Source organism: Burkholderia sp. WP9 (assembly GCF_900104795.1).
Lineage (GTDB): Bacteria > Pseudomonadota > Gammaproteobacteria > Burkholderiales > Burkholderiaceae > Paraburkholderia.
Genome location: NZ_FNTG01000001.1, coordinates 2,087,080 through 2,108,900 on the forward strand (window position 1 = coordinate 2,087,080; position 21,821 = coordinate 2,108,900).

At 58.1% G+C, this 21,821-nt stretch carries 17 protein-coding genes; 3 read left to right on the top strand and 14 right to left on the bottom strand.

Annotated features, from left to right (window positions below; genetic code table 11):
• Nucleotides 1-6 precede the first annotated feature (6 nt).
• The 10 genes from BLW71_RS09270 to ppk2 form a co-directional block, all read right to left on the bottom strand.
• Complete coding sequence (locus tag BLW71_RS09270; RefSeq protein WP_091795441.1) at nucleotides 7-1,626, bottom strand: PqiB family protein; 1,620 nt, start codon at nucleotides 1,624-1,626, stop codon at nucleotides 7-9.
• A complete protein-coding gene (locus BLW71_RS09275) occupies nucleotides 1,613-2,893 on the bottom strand; it encodes a paraquat-inducible protein A (RefSeq protein WP_091795443.1) in 1,281 nt (426 codons plus the stop codon). The genes BLW71_RS09270 and BLW71_RS09275 overlap by 14 nt, the downstream gene beginning before the upstream one ends.
• The gene (locus BLW71_RS09280) at nucleotides 2,890-4,419 is read right to left on the bottom strand and encodes an efflux transporter outer membrane subunit (protein WP_091795445.1); all 1,530 of its coding nucleotides are present in this window, start codon (nucleotides 4,417-4,419) and stop codon (nucleotides 2,890-2,892) included. The genes BLW71_RS09275 and BLW71_RS09280 overlap by 4 nt, the downstream gene beginning before the upstream one ends.
• A gap of 1 nt (nucleotide 4,420) precedes the next feature.
• On the bottom strand, nucleotides 4,421-7,654 hold the full coding sequence (locus BLW71_RS09285) for an efflux RND transporter permease subunit (protein WP_091795448.1): 3,234 nt from the start codon (nucleotides 7,652-7,654) through the stop codon (nucleotides 4,421-4,423).
• 13 nt (nucleotides 7,655-7,667) lie between these two features.
• Nucleotides 7,668-9,086, bottom strand: coding sequence for an efflux RND transporter periplasmic adaptor subunit (locus tag BLW71_RS09290; protein ID WP_286161959.1), 1,419 nt, complete (start codon nucleotides 9,084-9,086; stop codon nucleotides 7,668-7,670).
• A gap of 14 nt (nucleotides 9,087-9,100) precedes the next feature.
• Nucleotides 9,101-9,493 carry a hypothetical protein gene (locus BLW71_RS09295; protein WP_091795450.1) on the bottom strand — a complete coding sequence of 131 codons (393 nt, stop codon included), beginning with the start codon at nucleotides 9,491-9,493 and terminating at the stop codon, nucleotides 9,101-9,103.
• 160 nt (nucleotides 9,494-9,653) lie between these two features.
• Entirely contained in the window at nucleotides 9,654-10,052 is a 399-nt protein-coding gene (locus BLW71_RS09300; protein ID WP_091795452.1) for a response regulator transcription factor, read from the bottom strand.
• 148 nt (nucleotides 10,053-10,200) lie between these two features.
• Nucleotides 10,201-10,836, bottom strand: coding sequence for a response regulator transcription factor (locus tag BLW71_RS09305; RefSeq protein WP_091795455.1), 636 nt, complete (start codon nucleotides 10,834-10,836; stop codon nucleotides 10,201-10,203).
• Nucleotides 10,823-12,277, bottom strand: a complete 1,455-nt coding sequence (locus BLW71_RS09310) for a two-component system sensor histidine kinase NtrB (protein ID WP_177204994.1) — start codon at nucleotides 12,275-12,277, stop codon at nucleotides 10,823-10,825. The genes BLW71_RS09305 and BLW71_RS09310 overlap by 14 nt, the downstream gene beginning before the upstream one ends.
• A gap of 408 nt (nucleotides 12,278-12,685) precedes the next feature.
• Entirely contained in the window at nucleotides 12,686-13,507 is an 822-nt protein-coding gene (gene ppk2 / locus BLW71_RS09315) for a polyphosphate kinase 2 (protein WP_091795460.1), read from the bottom strand.
• Nucleotides 13,508-13,770: 263 nt separating this feature from the next.
• Between ppk2 and BLW71_RS09320 the strand changes: the two genes are divergently transcribed.
• The gene (locus BLW71_RS09320) at nucleotides 13,771-14,421 is read left to right on the top strand and encodes a hypothetical protein (protein ID WP_143048312.1); all 651 of its coding nucleotides are present in this window, start codon (nucleotides 13,771-13,773) and stop codon (nucleotides 14,419-14,421) included.
• Nucleotides 14,422-14,599: 178 nt separating this feature from the next.
• Here the strand turns inward: BLW71_RS09320 and BLW71_RS09325 are convergent, their stop codons facing one another.
• From BLW71_RS09325 to BLW71_RS09340, 4 genes are all read right to left on the bottom strand, one after another.
• The gene (locus BLW71_RS09325; protein ID WP_091795466.1) at nucleotides 14,600-15,154 is read right to left on the bottom strand and encodes a hypothetical protein; all 555 of its coding nucleotides are present in this window, start codon (nucleotides 15,152-15,154) and stop codon (nucleotides 14,600-14,602) included.
• 279 nt (nucleotides 15,155-15,433) lie between these two features.
• Nucleotides 15,434-16,588, bottom strand: coding sequence for a hypothetical protein (locus BLW71_RS09330; protein ID WP_286161960.1), 1,155 nt, complete (start codon nucleotides 16,586-16,588; stop codon nucleotides 15,434-15,436).
• A 213-nt stretch (nucleotides 16,589-16,801) separates the two neighbouring features.
• Entirely contained in the window at nucleotides 16,802-18,223 is a 1,422-nt protein-coding gene (locus BLW71_RS09335; RefSeq protein ID WP_091795472.1) for a DUF2252 domain-containing protein, read from the bottom strand.
• Between the two features lie 127 nt (nucleotides 18,224-18,350).
• Complete coding sequence (locus BLW71_RS09340; protein ID WP_091795474.1) at nucleotides 18,351-20,084, bottom strand: SulP family inorganic anion transporter; 1,734 nt, start codon at nucleotides 20,082-20,084, stop codon at nucleotides 18,351-18,353.
• Between the two features lie 519 nt (nucleotides 20,085-20,603).
• Here BLW71_RS09340 and BLW71_RS09345 point away from each other — a divergent pair.
• Together BLW71_RS09345 and BLW71_RS09350 are read left to right on the top strand one after the other, a co-directional pair.
• Nucleotides 20,604-21,053 (top strand): glycine zipper family protein, encoded by a 450-nt coding sequence (locus tag BLW71_RS09345; RefSeq protein WP_408185313.1) that lies wholly within the window; start codon nucleotides 20,604-20,606, stop codon nucleotides 21,051-21,053.
• A 92-nt stretch (nucleotides 21,054-21,145) separates the two neighbouring features.
• Complete coding sequence (locus BLW71_RS09350; protein ID WP_091795479.1) at nucleotides 21,146-21,733, top strand: hypothetical protein; 588 nt, start codon at nucleotides 21,146-21,148, stop codon at nucleotides 21,731-21,733.
• Nucleotides 21,734-21,821 lie beyond the last annotated feature (88 nt).

A 21,821-nucleotide genomic window follows, 5' to 3' on the forward strand; every position in this document is an offset into this window, starting at 1 on the left:
ATCGAGTCATGGCTGCCCTCCGGGCTTTCCGCGAACCAATGCTTCGGGATGCTGCGAAAGATAGTCCGCAAGCGTACGGAGTGCCGCGGAGGTACGGGTCAACTCTCTAAGAGTCTCTTCTGTCGTCTGCTGCAAGGACGAATCGGGTTGCAGCGCGGTATTCGCCGAATTAAGCACTGTTTGCGCGGAAGCCAATGTGTCGTGAGCGCGTGGAATGACATCCGCGTCGAGTTTCGAGAGCATCGAGTTCGTGGTTTGCAGCGTCGTACGGGCGTCGTTTCCGATTGCCTCGAACGGAATGCTATTGAGCTTCGTCAGCAAGCGCGTAACCGAATCCTGCAGCGATTGCAGCGTGCGCGGCACAGCCGGCAACTCAGGTGGTGACCTGTTCCAGTCGATCTTGGCCTTCGGGGCGTCAGGAAAATAATCCAGCGCAAGATAGAGTTGACCGGTCAGAGGATTGCCACTCTTTAGCTGGAAGCGAAAGCCATTTTCGACCAGGTAATTGGCGATTCCTTTTGGATCCTCGCTGATGCGGCCGCCGGCTCGCCCGGTCTGATAGCGCGAGGTAAAGCGCTCGGGATAGATCTGGATCTCAACCGGAATACTGAAGCGGCGGCGTTCCGGGTCGAATCGCGTATAGATCTGTGTCACTTCGCCGATCACTACGCCGCGAAAATCCACGGGTGCGCCAACCGTCAGACCGCGCACGGAATCCGTGAAGTTCACTACATACCTATCGACAATACGGTCGTGCTGCTTCATCGCATCGGCGCGAGTCGAATACAGTTCGAATTGCGCATTGGCCACCGCCGCGACCTCCTCGACCGAATCCGCGGGCGACTCGAATGCCACACCGCCGATGATGATCGAAACGATCGACTGGGTCTCGATCCGCAGACCGTTCGTATCGAATGCCATATCGACTCCACTGGCGTGCCAGAAGCGCGTATCGCTTTTCACGAACCGATCATAAGGGGCATTCACGAATACCTTGAGCGTGACGCCTTTACCATCCGGGTCCAACTGATAGGAGGCAATCTGTCCAACCTGAAGCCTTCGGAAATAGACCGGCGAGCCGACATCCAGCGAGCCGAGTCCCGTGCTCTTCAACGTGAATTCGCGCCCGGGAATGTCACTGGCAAATACAGGGGGCACCTCCAGCCCAACAAAGTCATGACGGGCTTTCACGGCATTGCCGACATCCACGTCGATGTAAGACCCGGACAAAAGTGTGCCGAGTCCGGACACCGTGCCGCCGGAGATGCGCGGACGCACCACCCAGAAGCGCGTATTGTCGACAAGCATATTCGCCACATCGCGCACCACTTCGGCTTTCGCGACGACGTGTTTGTGATCCGTTGAGAGCGTCACCGCTTCGACGACCCCGATATCGACGTCTTTGAACTTGAGCTTGGTCTTACCCGCTTCCAGCCCCTCACCCGTCTTGAAGCTGATGGTTATCTTTTCTCCACGTTCCAGCACGGCCTTCGTGGCGAGCCATCCGCCCACCAGCAGCGCCACGATAGGCACCAGCCACACTAGCTGCATGCGCCAGCGCGAGCGCGGGACCACGTCGGCCTCAACCAGATCAGGTGTATCGGGTTTTTCGCTAGGCGTGGTCATGATCCCGCTCCACAGCGTCCCAGATCAAACGCGGATCGAAAGACATCGCCGCCAACAGTGTCAGCACCACCACCGCGCCGAACGCAATAGCCGCGGGACCTGCGTTGATAGTCGCGAGTGCCTTGAATTGGACCAAGGCTACCAGCATCGTGATGACGTATATGTCGAGCATCGACCAGCGTCCGACCAGCTCGATTACGCGGTAGATTTGCGTACGCTGTTCAGGCAGCCATTGCGAATGAAGCTGTGTCGAGATCGTCAAATAGGCCAACCCAAGAACTTTGAGCATCGGCACAGCAATGCTTGCGATAAAGACGAGAACGGCAAGCGGCCACGACCCCGATACCCAGAGATAGACCACGCCGCTCAGGATCGTGTCTTTCTGTGCGCCGAACAGCGAACTCGTGTCCATTACGGGTAGAACGTTCGCCGGGATATAGAGCACGGTGGCGGCGAGGAGATACGCCCACGTGCGCGACAGGCTGGCCGGTTTGCGCACGTGCAGCGACGCTCCGCAACGCGGGCAATGCCGCGCAACGGAACCCTTCGGCGAGCCCACCAGCAGACCGCAATCGTGACAGAGCGTAAGTCCGCATGCTGCCCCTGTCAGCGCACCATTCGCGGGAGTGCGCCGCGGCAGGCGTAAGCTCCTATCGTTGTTTCGTGCAGCGGCAATACGCGACCACACCTCTTGTGGATCGAATGAGGCCGCGGCGGCCGCCAGTATGATCATGAGCGCGATGAAGGACCACAGCGCCGTACCGGGCACGACCTTCGCGATATGCGCCAGCTTGACGAGCGCAACCAGTAGGCCAAGGATCAGCACCTCGGTCATTCCCCACGGGCGAGCCAGTTGAAACAGCCGGAATGCGCCTACCGGACCCCAAGGCTTGCGCCTGAAATGCAAAGGCAGCAGCAGCCACAGCATCGTCACGGTCTGCACCACCGGCATGAAAATCGTCGTGAGGCCCACCAGCGCCGCAAGCGGCCACATGCCATCCAGGTACAAGACCCGCACGGATCCGGCTAGCGTCGTTTGAACGAGAGTGCCGCTCACCGACAGACCCACGATCGGAAACACATTGGAGATGACGAGCAACACCACGGATGCCGTCGTAAACGCCAAAGCATATTCGGGACCGTTGGAGCGGCCTCGACGCAGCTCCGCGTGGCAGCGGTGACAGCGCAACGTGCTGCCGGGTTGCACCTGGCTTCCACGCTGCAGCAAATCGCAGTCGTGGCAAGCGATGATATCGGCGTCGATCATCGCGGCTCCTGTGCGATTGCCCCATCAGCCGGCGGGACCTGCTGCGCAACCGGCTCAGTGCTCACGGAGGAGGCCGGAACCGGCGCGGCCGACGGCGCAGGCGCGGGATTCGACATCTTTTCAGCTTCCAGAACCCAACCGCCCCCGAGGGCTTTGTACAGACTGACGTACGAGGTGAGCACGGCGCCCTGTGTTTGCGTGTAACCCAGCTGTGCGTTAAAGAGACTGCGTTCGGCGTCGAGCACTTCTATGTAGCTCGTATAACCGCCCTCATAGCGCAAGCGTGCCAGCCGTGCGTAAGTACGCAGCGCTTCCACCTGATTTCCCTGCGACCCTAGTTGCTCATGCGTTTTCTGCACGGAGATAAGCGCGTCTTCAACCTCCTGAAATGCGACCTGGATCGTTTTTTCGTATGCGAACAGCGCTTCCTGTTGACGAGCCTCAGCCTGGCGCACCTGTCCTGAGATGTTCCCTGCCGTGAAGATCGGCTGCGTCAATGAACCCGCGAAAGACCACACTCGGGCGGGCCCGGTGAAGAGGCTCGAAAACTGCGTACTGAGCGAGCCGAATAGCCCCGTCAGCGATATCGAAGGGAAATAGAGCGCGCGCGCGGCGCCGATCAATGCATTCTGCGAGACGAGCGTTTGCTCCGCCTGCAAAAGATCCGGACGGCGCTCCAGCAGTTCCGAAGGCAGGCCCGCTGGAATCTGCGGCGTCCCCAACGCCGACAGTTCTCGTCCTCGCAGAATCTGGCCGGGATTTCTGCCGATCAACACGGATAGCGCGTTCTCCTGCTGGGCAATTTGCGTTTCGATTTGCGGAATGGTCGCTTGCGCCGACTCGTATTCCGACTGACTTTGGGCGAGCTCCATTTGCGAAACCTCTCCCCCCTGGAATCGGGCAGTGAATACACGTACCGATTCCGCCCGGCTGACTGCCGTGTCTTTCGCAATTTCCAATTGCCGATCGAGACTGCGCAAGTTGACATACGACGACGCAACGGAAGCCACCAAAGCGAGGATGATCGCGCGGTGGCCCTCCTCACTTGCCAGCAGGTTTGCCCGCGCAGCCTCGGTTTGCCGCCGATACTTGCCGAACAGATCGATCTCCCAGGCCACCGACACCGTCGCGTCGAACTGGTTATAAACGGGACTCACGTTTGCCGGGAACGGTACACCCGCGCTTTGCGACGCACGCTGACGTGATGCGTCGGCACCCGCAGCCACTTGCGGGAAGAGAGCGGACCGGGTTGTCACGAACTGGCCGCGAAACTCCTCGACCCGCGCGGCCGCTACCCTCACGTCCCGGTTTTCGCTCAGCGCCGTTGCAATGAGCTGGTTCAGCACCGGATCCAGAAACTGCTCCCACCAGACCGTGTTCGCGACGTCGACCGAACTGCCCTGCGCGAAGCGGAAAGTCGCCGGCACATCGACTTTCGGCCGCACATAGTCGGGGCCGAGCAGGCAGCCACTCAAAGGAAGAAGAATGAGCGAGGCCAGGACGCGCATAAGGGCCAGGCGTTCCATGTCAGTCGCCCTCGCGCGGTGCCGACGGCGCCGGGTGCGTCGAGCCAGGACCTGGCGTCGCATCCGGAGGCGTGGCGGGGTTCACGTTGCCGCTCCCCTGGTCTGGCGTCTGCTTACCGCCGCTTGACCGTGAAGACATCGACTCGAGCAGGTAATAGAACATTGGAATGAAGAACACGGCGAGCACCGTCGCGCCGAGCATCCCTCCAATCACCCCCGTACCGATGGAGTGCCGGCTATTCGCCGACGCGCCGCGTGCGATTGCAAGCGGCACGCACCCCAGAATGAACGCCAGCGAGGTCATCACGATCGGGCGCAGCCGTTCTTCGGCCGCTGTCATCGTAGCGTCGAGAACCGATGCGCCAGTGCCACGATTCAATACCGCGAACTCGAAGATAAGAATGGCGTTCTTGGCGGCCAACGCGACCAGCATCGTCAACCCGATCTGGAAGTACACGTCGTTGGTCAACCCGCGCAACAGAATGGCGAGTAGCGCGCCGAAGAGAGCGAACGGCACCGCCATCAGCACCCCGATCGGTAACGTCCACTTTTCATACTGTGCCGCGAGGATCAAAAACACCATCACGAGGCCGAATACGAACACGAGGCCGGAGGTGCCGCCGGATTGACGCTCTTCATACGCCTCACCGCTCCACGCGACGTCGAAGCCTTGCGGCATTTGCGAGGCGAGGTCTTCCAGCGCGGCGATGACCTGGCCCGAGCTAAAACCCGGAGCAGCATTTGCCGTGATCTTGATGGCGGGAAAGTTGTTGAAGCGCGTGACGAGATCCGGGCCGGTCACATATTGATAACTCGCCACCGACTTGATCGGCACCATCGTACCGCTGCGGCTGCGCGCAAATATCTGATCGAGATCCTCAGGCTTAAGGCGGTACGAAGGTTCCGCCTGCAGAATGACTTGCCAGAGCCGGCTGGACCGGTTGAACTGCGACACGTACAGTGATCCAAACATTGTTTGCATCGCGCTATACACGTCCTCGACCGGAACGCCGAGCGTCTCCGACTTGTCACGATCCACTTTCACCAACAATTGCCTCGACGACGCATTGAATGTCGAGGTCACGCCCGTCAGTTCCTGTCGCTGCTTCGCCTTCTGGACGAACTGGTCCGCCACCTCCGCCAGTTGGGCGACGGTTGCATCCCCTTTACTCTGGATCCACACTTCTGTGCCGCCTGTCGTACCCAACCCCGGGATCGACGGCGGGTTGACTGGAATGACGACGCCCTCCTTTACCGTCGAAAATCCACGATAGGCGTCCATCAGGACCGCTTGTGCGTTCTGCGTCTTTCTGTTCTCCGAGGAATAGCGCTCCTCGAAGCTCTTGAACCCGACAAAAAACGCGCTCGCGTTATTCTTGTTCTGGTTATCCAGCAGACTGTAACCATCCACCACTGTAATGCTGCCCACAGCCCCCTGTTTCTTGAAGTAATCCGTCACCTGCTGTGAAACTTCACCGGTGCGATCGAGACTCGCGGAGTCAGGCATGATGACCGCGCCGAGCAGATAGCCCTGGTCTTCCGGCGGCAAAAATGCCCCAGGGATAGACCTCATCATGACAACAGCCAGCGCGATCATGCCGGCGAAAAGCACCAGTCCGATCACAAAGCGCTTGATCAGCAGTCTCACCGCTCTCGAATATCCAGCCGTCATTCGCGAGAAAGCGTTGTCGAACCAGCGGAAAAATCCCTTCTTCTCACCGTGCGAACTCTTCAGCAGCAAAGCGGCAAGCGCTGGCGAAAGCGTCAGCGCCACAATACCGGAGATGACCACCGATATAGCGATCGTGATGGCGAACTGTTTGTACATCTGCCCGGTGATGCCACCGAGAAACGCCACCGGCACGAAGACCGCGCACAGCACCAATACAATCGCAATGACCGGCCCCGCCACTTCGTCCATTGCTTTTTTCGCAGCATCTTTCGGGTTTAGCTTATAGACCGTCATGTTGCGCTCGACGTTTTCGATCACAACAATCGCATCGTCCACGACAATCCCGATCGCCAGAACCATTCCGAACAGCGTGAGCATATTGATCGAGAAACCCAGCGGCAGCATGAACATGCATGTGCCCACGATCGAGACCGGGACCGCCACAATAGGGATCAACGTTGCGCGCAGACTTTGCAGGAAAACAAAGACAACAATCACCACCAATATCAATGCTTCAAAGAAGGTGTGGATGACATCTGAGATGGATGCGCGGGTGAATTCCGTCGTGTCCATCGCAATCTCATAGCTCAACCCTTCGGGAAACGACTTCTTCAGCTCCAGAAGCGTCGCCCGCACCTGCTTCGACACCTCGAGTGCATTCGCGCCCGGCTGCTGATAGACAGCAATGACCGTCGCGGGCTTTCCCTGGAAACGACTGCGAATCGAATAGTCTTTTTGTCCGAGATCCGCGCGTCCAATGTCCTTGAGCCGAACAATCGCAGCTCCCCCGCTTGCCGCGCGCACAATGATATTTTCGAACTCGGCGGGCTCCGCGAGGCGGCCGGTCGTAGTGACGGCAAAAGACTGCTCGACAGGCCGCCCGGTGGGTGATTGTCCAATGCTGCCCACCGCGAATTGCTGGTTCTGGTTCGCCACGACTCGCTGAACGTCAGCCGCGGTAACGCCCAACTGCGCCATCCGATCCGGTTTGAGCCAGATACGCATCGCATAGTCCGGATTACCGAAGATACTCGACTGATTCGCGCCCGGAATACGTTTGATGGCATCGAGCACATAGATGTTGGCAAAGTTCGCGATATAGACCGAATCGTAGCGTTCACTCGGCGAATAGATCGCAATCACCATCATGAAAGCGGACGACTTCTTCTGTACCTGAATGCCCTGCGCCTGGACCGACTGCGGCAATTGCGGAAGAGCGAGGTTCACGCGGTTCTGAACGTCGACCTGAGCAAGCTCCGGGTTGGTGCCGATCTGAAAATAGGCATTGATCGTCAGGTTCCCCGTCGACGAACTGGACGAGTTCATGTAGATCATGTTGTCCGCGCCATTCACTTGCTGCTCGATTGGAGCGGCGACATTGTTCGCCACCACTTCGGCGTTGGCCCCCGGATAGGTCGCAGAAATCGTGATTTGCGGAGGCGTGATGTCAGGATACTGGGCGACCGGAAGCGCCAGCATCGCCAATGCTCCGCCGAGCGTAATAACGATGGAGATAACCGACGCGAATATCGGACGATCGATGCAGAAGTGCGAGACATTCATGTCGTTCATCCATTCACTGGGTGGCGCTGCTTGCGGGTCCGCCCGGCCCAGCATTTCGCCCTTCGGCAACGGGTTCAGCAGCAGGGCTTGCCGCCGAACCAGAAGCCGGCGCCGCTGCACTACCTGCTGCCGGTGCCCCTTTGACGATATTGAGCGGCCTGTCGGCAATGACGCGCAACGCGCCGTCAACCACAATGCGTTCGCCGACCTTCAGCCCGTCAGAGACGAACCAGTCGTCACCGTGCCAATCCCCCACCTCGACCACGCGCTGGTGAGCCTTCGAATCGTTATCGACCACCCACACGAAATGGCTCTTGGCGCCCTGCAATACTGCGCGCTGAGGCACGAGCATCGCATTGGGCCGCGTCGCGCCGGACACCCGCGCTTTGACAAACTGGCCGGGGCGTAAAGTCCCCTTCGGATTCTCGAATACCGCTCTCACAAGAAAAGTCCCCGTTTCCGTGTTAAAGGCGGGGTTGGCAAAATCTATGTGGCCTTTCTCGGAGAACAAGCTCCCGTCCGCCAGAATCAGCGTGACGACAAACTCGCTGTTAGGTGGAAACTTCAACCGCCCTGCGGCAATTTCGTCCCGATATCGCAACATCTCGTTTTCCGAAATGCTGAAGTTGACCCACATTGGGTCAAGTTGATATACATAGGTCAGAAGACCGCTGGACGTCGCTGTCACGTAGCTTCCGTCCTGCTGCCGCGCAAAGCTGGACAGACCTGTCAGCGGGGATTTAATGGTCGTGTACCCCAGATTGAGCTGGGCCGTCTGAACCTCTCCCTGTGCCGCTATCACCGCTGCGGCGCTTTGCTTTTCATTTCCTATCGCGTCGTCCAGATCCTTCTTGCTCAACGCGTTCTGTTCCGCAAGCGGGACCACCCGCCCGAGATTCGCTTTCGCGACCTGGTATCGCGCCTGCTGTTGGGCCAGTTGTCCTTTCGCTGTTTGGAGCGCGGCCTCGAATGGCTTTTGGTCCATGAGGAACATAGTCTGGCCTGCTTTGACAACCTGGCCCTCTACGTACATGCGTTTTTCCAGAAAGCCGTCAACGCGCGCACGGATCTCCACTTCGCGTGAACTTTGGGTCTGGGCCGTGAATTCGAAGTCGACCGGAGTATCCTGCTGGGCCACCGACATCACAGTCACTTCGGGCGGGCGTGCAGCCGGAGTCGCCGCCTGCTTCTTGCAGCCGGGCAATAGCGTGAGTGCCGCAAGGAAAAGCAGCGGCAAGCCGAGGTATGCCAAACTGGGCCGGCGACATGCCACGCCACGATCGTCGAGTCGTGACGCCGTCGCATCGATGCCGGTATTACGGATGAAATGCGCTACAGCCCGCATTTCCCTGCTGTTGAAAAACCGGACTAGTGCGCCACGGGAGTGGCACAGCTTGCTATACGGGCCAATGAGAAGCGAAGCCGTTTTCATGGCACTGTCCCTGATCAGGAGGGTGTGCAGTTGCCAAACAACACGATTGCATCGCTACTATTGGCGAGCATCAATGTCATTGATCCGTCAGTCGAGTCGAGGATCAGGGTCCATGCGTATCCCATCTCGGTGCCCTCCATGACTACCTGCTCGGGTTCTTTATTGACTACGAGCATAGGCGTGGTGTGAACGGGTCCAATCACCTCTTTCTTTTTAAAGTCCAGAGTTAGAAATCGGGGAGCGCCAATGTCATCGGGCAAGGAACGCTTGCACTCCAGGCCGGGATCGCACGCATGAGCTTCGACGGTCGCGCAAACCAGCTTCTTGCTGCCATTGAAATCGTCGGCGTAAACATTGAGCGCACAAAACGCGAACGAGATCGCGACGACCGTAGACTCGAGTTTCATTACGTGTCTCCTTCAATAGCGCCCCTGACTGCCGCACGACGTCACTCCCGCGTCCACAGCGGAAGCCAACAGGCATCGCAACGTATGCTTCGACGCAATTCAGTTTGCTTGACGACCCTGCACGAGACAATCGGACCTTAGTCTCATATACAGCGACGAATCAGCAATCTCCGCTATTGCTCGGGTTGATGCCTAACGCCTGCTCGACGGCTTTGATCAAGGCTGACCCGTTGAACGGTTTGCGCAGATATGCAGTCGCGCCAGACGCCATGGCTCGTTCCCGCACAGTGATATCGTCATGAGCGGTGATGATGATGACTGGGAGATCGCGCGGAGCAAGTTGCCGCTGGACCTCTAGCCCATTGATGCCTGGCATCTGGAGGTCCAGAATGACGCAGTCCGGAGAAAACGAAGGAACAGCCGATAGCGCGTTGAGAAAAGCTTCCCCACTGACAAACGTTTCCGCCCCGATTCCCGCGGAGAGCAACAAACGTTTGATGGAGCGACAGACCGACTCGTCGTCATCCACCACAGCGACTATTCGACTGGACTTGACCATTGTATGGACGCAATCGCGCAAGTGCTCCTGTGAGAAGATCCCAGCAGGTTCATCCTAAAGACAGATGAGCGATCGTGGTATAGGACTTTGGTCCACTAGAAAACTTGCACAAGAAGTAATCAAGTGAAGTGCGCGCCGAAGGAGGCGGTCAAGTAGAAGGTGATTGATCATCGGCCGCGTGCACACCGGCCTTATCCGCGAGGCGAATGAGTTCGACGATTGATCTCGCCCTCATCTTCTCCATCACACGCCCGCGGTGAATCTTGATTGTTTTCTCTGCGGCTCCTAAATCACTTGCGACCTGCTTATTCAAACGCCCAGTCAGAACAAGGGCCATGACCTCGCGTTCGCGACGCGTGAGTTGATTGACACGCCCCAATAGCTCCGCATGTTCCCGCTCTACTTCAAACTCTTTGCAGGCAGATTGCAGAGCTCGATCGACAGCGGCAATCAGCACCGATTCCCGAACCGGTTTAATCAGAAAGTCTAGTGCGCCTGCCTTCATCGCGTCGACACTCGATTCGACATCGCCACGTCCGGTAAGAAATACGATGGGAACGCGTCCATTCAACCGATGTTGTACGTCGAGCCCCGTCATTCCTGGCATCTGCAGATCGAGTAGAAGGCACGCAGGAGAACTCGAAAGATCCACTCGATCGAAAAATACCTCGGCACTGTCGAAGGAATGCACACAATAGCCGGCGGCGCGAAGCAGGCGCGAGATCGCGCAACGCACCTGCTCATCGTCGTCGACAAGGAATACTCGACTGTTAGGCTGACTCATGGTCATTTGCTCCAGCAATTCCGCCGTATGTCTGACGCGGCGGGAATGTAATATGGAAGCACGCACCCGGGCCGTCGTTCTTCTCAGCCCACATGCAGCCACCGTGAGCGTTGACTATCGTGCGGCTGATGGATAAGCCCAAACCCAATCCCTGCGGCTTTGTGGTGTAAAAAGGCAGGAACACCTTGTCGATGTGATCCGCCGGCAATCCGTTACCGTGGTCTTTCACAGTAATGTGCGCACCGCCGTCAACAGCCCGGTGCACCGCCAATTCGACGAGACGTTCCGCCGGCGCGCGTCCCTGCACGGCATCGAAACCATTCAGTAGCAGGTTAAGTAGGACTTGCTGCAATTGAACCCGGTCGCCGCGTACCATGGTCAATGCATCTTCGACATAAAAGGTCACATGTACGCCGCGAACCATTGCGTCGCTACGCACCAGCGCGGCCACATCCGCGACCACCGTCCCCAGGTCCAACGGCTTCATCTCGATGTTGCCATTCCTCACCAGCGTGCGGATTCTCTGGATGACTTCGCTGGCTCGACAGTCATCAGCAACAATATCTTGTAGCGCTTCCCGAAGTTCTGCGTTTTTGCTTGCGCCCAGGTTCACCAACCTTTGCGCAGCCTCCGCGTTACTGAGGATCGCTGTCAACGGTTGATTCAACTCGTGGGCAAGGGACCCGGCAAGTTCACCTAGCGACGAAACCCGGGCTAGATGCGCAAGTTCGTTCCGGCTCAGTTCGAGCTCGCTGCAATCACTGCGGTCGGATATAGCGACTATCTGCGCCTCTTGACTATGCGACTTGACCCGAACGATCCTGATTTCCGCTGGGAAATCCCCGCCCCTGCGGCGACTTGCTACCAGTTGACGTACCAGAACTCTTTCCGGGCGTTCGCCAGATGTGGACAGATGGTCAACGGCACGGTGCCCTTCGCAATCAACAGCAGGTGGAAAAAGCACCTCAATTGATGCGCCCATCATCTCGTCCTGGCTACGCCCAAACAATTCAACGGCGCCGCCATTGGCGAACGTGATGAGATTTTCCGCGTCCACTGTCAGGATGGGAACAGGCACCAACTCGAGCGCATCTCGCAAAGACATATTTTCATCAAGCATCTGAAGCGCCGGGCGACGCGGCACACGAAACCACGAAAATGGCGAGATGATTTGCTGTGGCGAGCTTGCCTTCGTGTCCGTCGATCCGGATGCGTATAGGCTCTCTCCTGCTGGGTGCGCAACATGCGCTAAAGCAGACGTCAGGCTGTCTTGCGGCAACAGAACGCAGGCCCGATCAGCCGAAAATTGCATCTCCATCGAACAGCCAGTTTCAACGCCAGTGCGACTAGCAGCAGGAAGCCTGCGAGGGGAGTATAGAGCCGTCAAATTTCCAGCAAGGCGAAGGGCAAACGCCTTCACCTGCCCAATTCGATTCGTCATCGATGTCTCCGCGCCATGTATAGCTCGTTTTTCGAGTCGTTGCGACTGGTCCGCTCGCCTGACATATCTTCCGAATCGCGCGGGCCAATCCATATTGCAACTTAGAACTGCCGACCCTGTGAACTCACTCTAGCGCATTTCCTCCCTTATTTTTTGACTTATATCATCGGTTTTCGGTCAACCTTACTGTTGTTTTATTTTTTTACCTAACTAAGTCTACCTCGCAGCCATCGTTATTTAATTAAGAAAAACTAACATAAATATAATTTAGCGAATTGAAGCTAGAATTTTTGAATAGGGATTTACACCACTTTCCCATTTTATTTGGAAAAAAGTGCGGCTACGAGTTTAGCTTCTTGCCGCCACATGGCGCTTAAGAGCGAGATCAAAAGCGCACCTGCCTAATTATTAGAAAACCTCGGGCACGTATCGAAACGGGTATGCAGGATCGACATAGCCCTTTGGTTTCTGGCGCGCCGGCAGCGCAATCCGCTTGCGCGGCAATTCTTTGTATGGAACCGAATTCAGGAGATGGCTAATGATATTCAGACGGGCGCGCTTCTTGTGATCAGAAGGCACCACGAACCAGGGTGAGCCTTCGGTGTCCGTTGCTGCAAACATCTCGTCGCGCGCCCGAGAGTAGTCATACCAGCGGCTGTATGACTCGAGATCCATTGAAGAGAGCTTCCATATTTTTCGTTCGTCATTGATGCGCGATTCCAGCCTGCGAGTCTGCTCTTTTTCACTCACTTCCAGCCAATACTTCAAAAGAATAATGCCTGAACCCACGATCGCTTTTTCCACCAGCGGAATTGCTTTCAGGAACGCTTGCGCCTGTTCCTCCGTGCAAAACTTCATCACGCGCTCTACTCCCGCACGGTTATACCAACTCCGATCAAAGAGTACGATTTCACCCGCCGCGGGCAAATAGGGAAGATATCGCTGCACGTACATCTGGGTCTTCTCGCGATCAGTGGGTGCCGGCAACGCAACGACACGGAAGATCCGTGGGCTGACGCGTTCCGTAATGGCTTTGATCGCGCCCCCTTTGCCCGCACCGTCTCTCCCTTCAAATACGACGCAAATCTTCGCCCCGGTCGCGACAGCCCACTCCTGAAGCTTCACCAGTTCAACGTGCAATCGAGCGAGCTCTTTCATGTAAGTCTTGTTGTCGATCTGTCCCAACCTGGCAGCATCCGCGCTTTCCCTTCTCTCAAGCGTTTTAGACATTGCTCCCCCTTTGAAACGCGCAAAATTAATGGCATCACCTCACTATCGTCCGCATATCACGGTGCGGCAATAGGACTTTCGGCCCATTCACGTCTGCATGGCGACGTCGCACATCCAATGCCTCCATTTCGGCCCACGCAAGTCTACGTTCTGCGAAAAGCTCACCTTAGATCCGTGCTTAATTTCGTCGGGAAGATTGACCAGCCTCAACAACTTCACCCAACTGTGGACTACGGTTGAAAGAGGACAACGGTAGAAGATCAATGAAGAATATGAAGGTCAGACGGCTTCTGGACCCGATAGATCGAACCTCTGAAATATTGTTCGGCATTATCATGGCCGTTACTATCGTCGGCACAGTCTCGCTCGCCTCGCCTGAAGGCCAGCAGGCGCGTGCCGCGACAAGGGCTGCGCTAGGCTGCAATCTCGCATGGGGTCTGGTCGACGCAGTCATGTACCTGCTCAGGATCGTAACCGAACGAACCCACAATCGAGTGGTCGCGTCGCAGATCGCTTTAGCCGACTCTGAAACGGGGTTCAACCTGGTCAGAGATTCTCTACCCGGTTATGTTGCCGCGATCAGCGGACCAGAGGAAATTGCCGGCATGCGGCACCGCCTGCTTGCTTTGGATCTTACCCGGCACCCCCTTCTTCGCACGGAGGACTTCGCGGCGGCAGCTGGGATTTTTCTACTTGTCGTTATCGCGACCTTTCCTGTCGCGCTTCCTTTTCTCGTCACGCAAAATATTCACGTTGCCTTGACTTCATCCCGTTGTGTTGCCGTGGCGATGCTATTTGCGGTGGGCGCGACACTGGGACGGTATGCCGGCGTTGGAAGACCCGCTTTCACAGGCGCATTGATGGCGATACTCGGGGTCGTACTCATTATGATCGTCATGGCGCTTGGCGGATGACCAGGCGACTGCCGACTACGTTCCACAACGGCCCCGGTCTATCGCGAGATGTGTGCGCATGCTGAACCGTTGCCCCGATCTTCACCACGAACCGCCCGGCGACGAGCTTGCCGCTTGGGCGATGACGGACACGAATGGCTCAATGAGATCGAGGCTGGAACGAAGCGAGCGATATCCGTCAGAAGGCGATGCCGCCTGTGATCATGAGCCCACTGGTCCAGATAAACTGTGTCTCAATCCTCACGGGCCCCAGCTTATATCCGATGGCCGGGATGATACCAGGAGCGAATCCCCCGACATTGAGCGGCAACTTGTCTTTGTATTGCCCCGTGTAACCGTGAACGACACCACCCACCAACTTCGCATAAAACCCGGTGTCGGCAATGTTCCAGAGATATCCGCCATAAACCGTCTGTGAGAACTGTCCAAATGAATTTAGAAATACCCCGCCTCCGATCAACCACCCGTCGTTTCGTCGCCACTCTGCGGCGACCAAAGGCGAGTATGGTATGTGATCTGGGTCATAGTGGTAGTGTATGTTGTACAGATTGGTTTGCAGTGTGATTTCATCTCCGCATGCAAAACCCGCTGCAACAGTCTGAGTGACGAAAACGAGAGCGATTGCACAAAGTTCCCGATTTAGTCGACGGTCACCACTCACGTCGCCCCTCCAGTGGACACCGGCCCAAACGATGAAGGCCGCGCCTTGCAACACACATTGCCAGGAGTACATCAGCCTCCGCAGCGCTGGACGCGGAAATTCTGCCCTAAATGCCCGGCGGCGGAAAACGACCGCCGACGATAATTAGTACCGGTGTACCTGCTCGTTGCGCGTCAATTTCACGCTACATCACAGGCGAAATATTGGATATAGGACTTTGGTCTCCCGTGTGATCTCTGCCATTGGGCATGAGGCGCGTACACGACTGAAAGTATTCACGGCATCCTTTAGATGAGAAACGCCGCCCGGTCCGCCGATGCAATTCACAACGAGCGTGACCAGCGGTTTCCACTAAAGTGCCCTGATTGCAGGGTCAATATGCAATCCAGCCGGCAGTAACTCGTGACGAGAATACCGAACTACTGCAAAAGCACGCTGCTCCGGTTTGATGCCGGGAATTCGAGCGAAGTTGAATTCAATATCGTGGCTACCCCGCGAGCCCGCTGGTTGGACCACGTTCATCAGATCGATGCGCAGCCGTTTCTTCGTCAGGTAAATATGTGTAGAAGACTCTGACAGCACTTCGCAGACACGTTCAAATTCGAGTTCGATGACTTCGGTAGGCGCCTTGAGTGCCGCGAGTTTGCCGGCATTGTCTTCTATCGCCGCGTGCAGGCGGGCCAACTCCTCCGTGCTGGACTCGTCGCCGCCCCCAGTCACAGAGCGCATACCCGCGCCTTGCGTCTGAAACAGAGCGAAGCGCTCCTCGATAAGTTCGTGTCCACGAGACAGCAGATCGCGGCGGTCAGCCGCGAGCTTCGCCAATCCTTCCAAGGCCAGTTGATCGACAAGACGGTTTCCAATTTCCTGATGCAGTTCGCTCTCCGTGGCGGCGCATATTCGGACCCGATAGTCGCCGAAGCAGATCGTGGTTTGCGCAACGTCACGACGAATTGTGTCGCCCTCCATCGCAACGCCGAGCACATGGCGTTCAGTCATGGCCATCCCGAGTACAGCATAGGCTTCCTCTGATTCAGGATGCAGGTCGAAATATTCACGCAACGCCTCTGAGCGGCCGAATGCCGTGGTCAAGTCTTCGGGCGTTGCAAAGAAAGCGCGCAGATGGGGATCGGACGACCACGTGTTGATACTTGCCTGACGCGCTGCCGGCAACGAAGCGAGCATAGCCGCTTCGAAACGAAGATAAGCAGCGACGGCGGGCGCAAGGCGTGTACGGTAACGCTTTGCCATGCGCAAGCGGGGGATCATCGTGAGAATACGCTCGATCGTTGCGTCGATCCGCTCTTCTTGCTCAGGCGTTCCGCGTGGTTCGTCGCGATGCCATAGCCTGCTGAGTATGCTCATTGCCGAGCCTCCTGAAAAAAGCTCTCGCTCACGCTGAGGGATATTCTGCGGACTGGCAGTTTTGACCACGTAGACCAGTTGCAGCGGTGCGATGCAGGCGGATTCCTGATTACCGGTGAAATTATGCTTTCCACTGTGCAATCCAGAACGCCTGCCTTCACCACCGTTATCATCGGCAGGTCACGACCCCACGTAATGATCCAGATCAAGCCCGGCAACAGCTGCTTTAATGGGCGCAAAAGCGGCAGGTGAATCGAATGCCACATGAGACGCACCGTCAAGGTATTGTCGTGGCGCGAGAACCTCTCGCTTCATCCCAATCCAACCGTGACCTCACGCCCCCTATTGCGCCCTCTAGCCTTCGACTATTGCCTCGATCCGTCCTTCACGGATCGCATGAACGAATTGCCGGTAGTCGCGCCGGTTCTGTGAGCTATATTCCGCAGCGAACTCGGTGATCGCATCGTCAAACGTCTGGCCCGAACCCATATACCCGGCGATCATTGCGGCGTCGCCCGAGCGCGCGTGAGCACGCGCAAGCGCGTGCGAGCACATGCGCGCGTATTGCCGGAGCATGCCGGCGTCCAGCCCCTCGATCATGACGGACATTTTCATGTCGCGAAGCTGACGGACATAAAAGTCACGCCCATTCTGACCGCGGCTCCACCCGAGAAACACGTCGCTGGCCGCCTGCATGATGCGATGACCGGCAATGACCCGCTGCCCATGGTTGGGATGCAGGCTTTTCCCTGCATAGGGTTCGAGCACGGACATTTTGGCTTCCTTGACTTGCAGGAACAGCGGATCGTTGTCCGACGCCATGAACAGCCCCACTCCGCAGATCGTGCCGACGCTGCCCACGCCGACCACCTTGAGCGCCAGATCAACGAAGTGGAACCTGTCGAACAGTATGCGCACATGTTCGGCGAGGCTCTCGCGATACGAGGCAATGGCCTCCGCATAGCCCGACTGAAGCCCGGGGGCGACGTCCTCAGAGGGATGAAAGATGAGCGGCGGCTCGTCCTTGATGCGGGGATGCCCGTCTGCTTCCGTGACCAACTTCGGATAGAGATGGTCAGGCACGGTCTTGCGACGCTCCATTTCGATGCGCTGCGCGATGCGCTTGCGCGCCGCCTCGACAATGGCGGGATCGCCCGTCCGATCCTGGTACTTTTGCAGATCGATGCGGTCGTACCAGACGTCGAGCGCGCGCATGGATGCGAAGTCGTGCATGCGTTCGCGATACTCGCGCACGAGATCCGTGCTGATGCGCGTCGTGTCGCTGTAGGGCAACTCCAGATGCTGCGCCGCGATCACGACACTGGCTGCGAGCCGCTTCAAATCCCACTCGAAGGGAGCGGGCAAGGTCTCGTCCAGATCGTTGATATCGAAAATGATATTGCGCTCAGGCGTTGCGAATCCGCCGAAGTTCATCAGGTGTGCGTCGCCACACGCCTGCACGCGTAACCCGCTGGTTGCCGTCGTGGCCAGGTCCGCAGCCATCAAGGCCGCGGCGCCGCGATAGAACGCGAATGGAGACGCAGACATACGACCGAACCGGATCGGCACCAGGCTAGGCAGGCGCCCCTCATTGGATTCGTTGAGAAGCTCAAGGATATCCCGCCGACCATCTGGCTGCTTCCAGCCTCCCTGTGACGTCCGCGGCACCGAATCGCGCATGAGTCGACCTTCCGCCGCCCTCTCATCAGGTGTGCGGTACTGAACGTCTTTAGCATTCGATCTGCTTGCCGCCTTGCGTGAAACAGCCTTGTCCATGATATCCCCTGCCTGATTTGCTCTTGCCTCGTTATTCCCGTGTCATCGGTCGGTCCCTCTGACACAACCTTTACGCCGCCATTTGTCTTTCGCCCTTCACTCCGTAACTTCAACGATCCTGGATGGCTCAGTGCACGATGCCCCGTGGCGCGTCCGGCGCAGCCTGCTTACCGTCCCGCGCGCACCAGGCGGCAAGCGCCTGCTCGAGGTTGAGAAACATCCGCTCGCGTCCCAGCGTCTTGCCGAGCGGCGCGTTCTGCACTACGGCAAAAACCTCGGGACTGAGGCCGACGAGCCATATGGATACTCCGTTTTCTCGGTAATGCTTCTCTGCTTCAGTCAGCATCTTCAGCGCCGTGTACTCCAGATCGAATACCGACCTCATATCCAGTGCGATCACCTGAGGATGCGCGCGCTCGACGAGCGGGGTGATCTTGTGACCAATGTTCGAAGCGTTGACGAAGAAGATGCGTCCCTCGGGCCGCAGAAGCAGGAGTCCCGGGAAATGTTCATCGTCGGGGTGCTGCTCGGATATCGGGCGGAATACGTTGGTGCCGCGCTTGCGACGCAACTCATACACAGGCGGATCAGACACCTGATAGGCGAGCGCCGCGAGCGATACGAGAATGGCGATCAGAATACCGTTCAACGTACCCAGCAAGACGACGCCTGCGAGCGCCACGAGCGCCCAGATGAACTCGGTCCGCCTGACTGCCAGAATGGCGCGGAAATCCGCCGGCTTGAGCAAGCCGATCGAATAGACGATCACCACGGCCGCGAGCGTCGCATGCGGCATGAGGCCGATCAGCGGCGCAAGCAGCAGCATCGTGCCCAGGGTGACGGCAGCCGTGACCAGTTCAGCCAGTTGCGTGCGCGCACCCACGAGGCGATTGACCGCCGTCTGGGTGGTCCCGCCGCCCGCAGGCATCGAACCCACCAGTGCGCCTGCGGCATTACCGAGGCCTGTCGCCAACAATTCCCGATTTGGCAGCGGCGCGGGCTCTCCGCTCTGCACAAACGCTCGCCCTGAAGCAATGGTTTCGGTAAAGCTCATCAGTGCAATGCCCGCGGCAGCAGGCCACAGTTGCTCGATCAGCGAGAAGTCCGGAATCACGAGCGACGGCAGCCCGGTCGGAATGTGGCCGACGACGCCAACCCCGTATTTCTGCAGTCCAAGCAGGCCAACACCGGCGATCCCGCACGCTACCGCAATGAGCGGCGCCGGTGACTTCGGATAGAGATGCTCGAGTGCGACGAGGATCGCAATCGTCACGACGCCGACAATGACGGTCGCCACCGATGCGTGAGGAAGCCCTGCGAAGAGCGCATACACGTTGTGAAAGAACGAACCCTTCACGACGTGAAGGCCAATTAGTTTAGGCAATTGATCGAGCACAATGACGATTGCGATGCCGCCCTTGAAACCCGTTAGCACCGGCTCGGAAATAAAGTTCGCGACGAACCCGAGCCGGAGCAGCCCCGCGAGAACAAGGACGATACCGACAAGCAGCGTGAGCGTAGCGGTTGCAATGGCCAGTTGCGCCACCCCGCCGCCTGGCGCCACCTGACCGAGCGCGGTAGCGGTCAGAATGGCCAGCGTTGCGCTCGTACTAACGCTGAGTGGCCTCGACGTGCCCAACAGAGCGTAGATCAGCATGGGCACAAGTGCCGTATAGAGTCCGATCTGCACAGGAAGGCCCGCAACCGTCGCATACGCCATCGCCTTCGGCAATACAACAGCCGATGCCGTGACACCCGCAATGACGTCCGGTTTGATCCAGGACTTCTGATAGCCGTGTACCCATTCGAGCACGGGCAGATGGAAACCGGAACCGTGGTGCGGCAAGGACCGATTGCGCATAAAGGTGCTCCCTCAGGGCGCGAAGCATTAACGGCAGGCACAGACGTCGCCCGCTGTTTCTATAGCGGATAGCCGATAGGGAATTCCCTTCTCCGCTTCTCCACAACGCGGGACCCGAGCGGCCAGCCTCGATCTTCAAGCCTACCGCTTACGCGGTGCGATTCGCATCGGACCAAGGTCTTAGAAGGTCGGGTATGCGCCGTCTCCAGGCCTCTACAACGCCGCTACGATGTGGCTACGCGGCTATGCCGCGATCCGCGCGCAGCAGTCGCCGCACCTGCAGATCCGCTCCGTTGAATACGACCATGGTCTGATTGCGCATGAGGGGCGTGAAAAGCAATGATGAACGCGATCCGGCCACCTCTGCGCTGGAGCGAAACTGCACGCGTCATCTGACACGCCGGACCAGACATGGTCGCCACCGTCCCATCTCCGATATGGCGCAGAGACGTGAGCACCCGTTTGTATCGGCGAAGGCTCGAGTAAGGAGTTGCCGTGAATAACTTAACGAAGTGCTGTATTTGCGCTGCGTTGGCCGGCGCGGTGTCATTCGAAGGCGTGGTGGAGGCGAAGCCCATCGCGTATCCGTCGAAGGGACAAAGCCAGCAAATGCAGCAGCAGGACGACGCCGCGTGTTACTCGTGGGCGAAGAGCAATACGGGTGTGGACCCGGCTGCCGTCGCCAATGCCCCCCCTCCGCCTTCGGGTCCCGCGGTGGGCGGTGGCGAGCGCGTTCAAGGTGCGGCGCGTGGCGCAGCCGGCGGCGCAGTCGTCGGCGCGATAGCGGGCGATGCGGGCAAAGGCGCGGCGATCGGCGCGACGGCAGGCACGATGGTCGGAGGCTCGCGAGCACGCCAGAACCGGCGGGCTGCCGGGGCTGCCGCCCAGTCACAGACTCAAGGCGCGATGGATACGTTCAATCGTGCCTGGGGCGCGTGTATGGAAGGCCGTGGGTACACCATCAAGTGAGCAATTCCCACCGGTGAAGCCAAATATGTCCTGATAACGGCATCCCACTACCGCGCCCGCAAAAAAAAGACCGGGTGTCCAAGGAGAGCATCATGAACAGCAAGAAACTCATCATCGTAGCGACGCTCGCGGCCCTGGCACAGGCGGGATTCGCGCAAACAGAACCCAAAGTGGGCGTGACAAGTGCGCCCGGCAAGGTCTCCGTCACTGGGACGATCAAAACAACGTCGACGGTGGTCGGCATAGAGCCGGAAACCCGCACGGTCTGGTTAAAGGATGCGAAAGGCAAAGTCGTGCAACTCGTAGTGGGCGAGGAAGCGCATAATTTCGGCCAACTCAAGCTCGGCGACAGTGTTACAGCGGAATACTCTCAGGCATTAACCGTCACGCTGAAGAAAGGCAGTGCGCCACTCTCCGCCAATGAGAGTCAGAACATTACGCGCGCACCACTCGGTGCGAAGCCTGGTGGAACGGCAAGTCGCGAGGTGACGGTCATGGCGAACGTCACTGGCGTCAATCATCAAACTGGCGCGGTAACCCTGCGAGGACCGCAAGGCAATTCACTGGACCTGATCGTGCAGGACCCCGAGCAGCTCAAATTGATCAAGAAAGGCGATCAGGTGCAAGTGGTGTACAACGAGGCCGTTGCCATTTCTGTGGAGCCCGCAGTGGTCAAGTGATTGTCGGGATTCGGCCGCGACCCCGGCACCCCACGGTTGACCACGACCCGCGGCCCTTCCCCTCCCTCCCCGCCCACCACGCGGTGCT

Coding starts and splice junctions, on each gene's coding strand:
- BLW71_RS09270 (WP_091795441.1), bottom strand. CDS start 1,626: ATGACCACGCCTAGCGAAAAACCCGATACACCTGATCTGGTTGAGGCC.
- BLW71_RS09275 (WP_091795443.1), bottom strand. CDS start 2,893: ATGATCGACGCCGATATCATCGCTTGCCACGACTGCGATTTGCTGCAG.
- BLW71_RS09280 (WP_091795445.1), bottom strand. CDS start 4,419: ATGGAACGCCTGGCCCTTATGCGCGTCCTGGCCTCGCTCATTCTTCTT.
- BLW71_RS09285 (WP_091795448.1), bottom strand. CDS start 7,654: ATGAATGTCTCGCACTTCTGCATCGATCGTCCGATATTCGCGTCGGTT.
- BLW71_RS09290 (WP_286161959.1), bottom strand. CDS start 9,086: ATGAAAACGGCTTCGCTTCTCATTGGCCCGTATAGCAAGCTGTGCCAC.
- BLW71_RS09295 (WP_091795450.1), bottom strand. CDS start 9,493: ATGAAACTCGAGTCTACGGTCGTCGCGATCTCGTTCGCGTTTTGTGCG.
- BLW71_RS09300 (WP_091795452.1), bottom strand. CDS start 10,052: ATGGTCAAGTCCAGTCGAATAGTCGCTGTGGTGGATGACGACGAGTCG.
- BLW71_RS09305 (WP_091795455.1), bottom strand. CDS start 10,836: ATGAGTCAGCCTAACAGTCGAGTATTCCTTGTCGACGACGATGAGCAG.
- BLW71_RS09310 (WP_177204994.1), bottom strand. CDS start 12,277: ATGACGAATCGAATTGGGCAGGTGAAGGCGTTTGCCCTTCGCCTTGCT.
- ppk2 (WP_091795460.1), bottom strand. CDS start 13,507: ATGTCTAAAACGCTTGAGAGAAGGGAAAGCGCGGATGCTGCCAGGTTG.
- BLW71_RS09320 (WP_143048312.1), top strand. CDS start 13,771: ATGAAGAATATGAAGGTCAGACGGCTTCTGGACCCGATAGATCGAACC.
- BLW71_RS09325 (WP_091795466.1), bottom strand. CDS start 15,154: ATGTACTCCTGGCAATGTGTGTTGCAAGGCGCGGCCTTCATCGTTTGG.
- BLW71_RS09335 (WP_091795472.1), bottom strand. CDS start 18,223: ATGGACAAGGCTGTTTCACGCAAGGCGGCAAGCAGATCGAATGCTAAA.
- BLW71_RS09340 (WP_091795474.1), bottom strand. CDS start 20,084: ATGCGCAATCGGTCCTTGCCGCACCACGGTTCCGGTTTCCATCTGCCC.
- BLW71_RS09350 (WP_091795479.1), top strand. CDS start 21,146: ATGAACAGCAAGAAACTCATCATCGTAGCGACGCTCGCGGCCCTGGCA.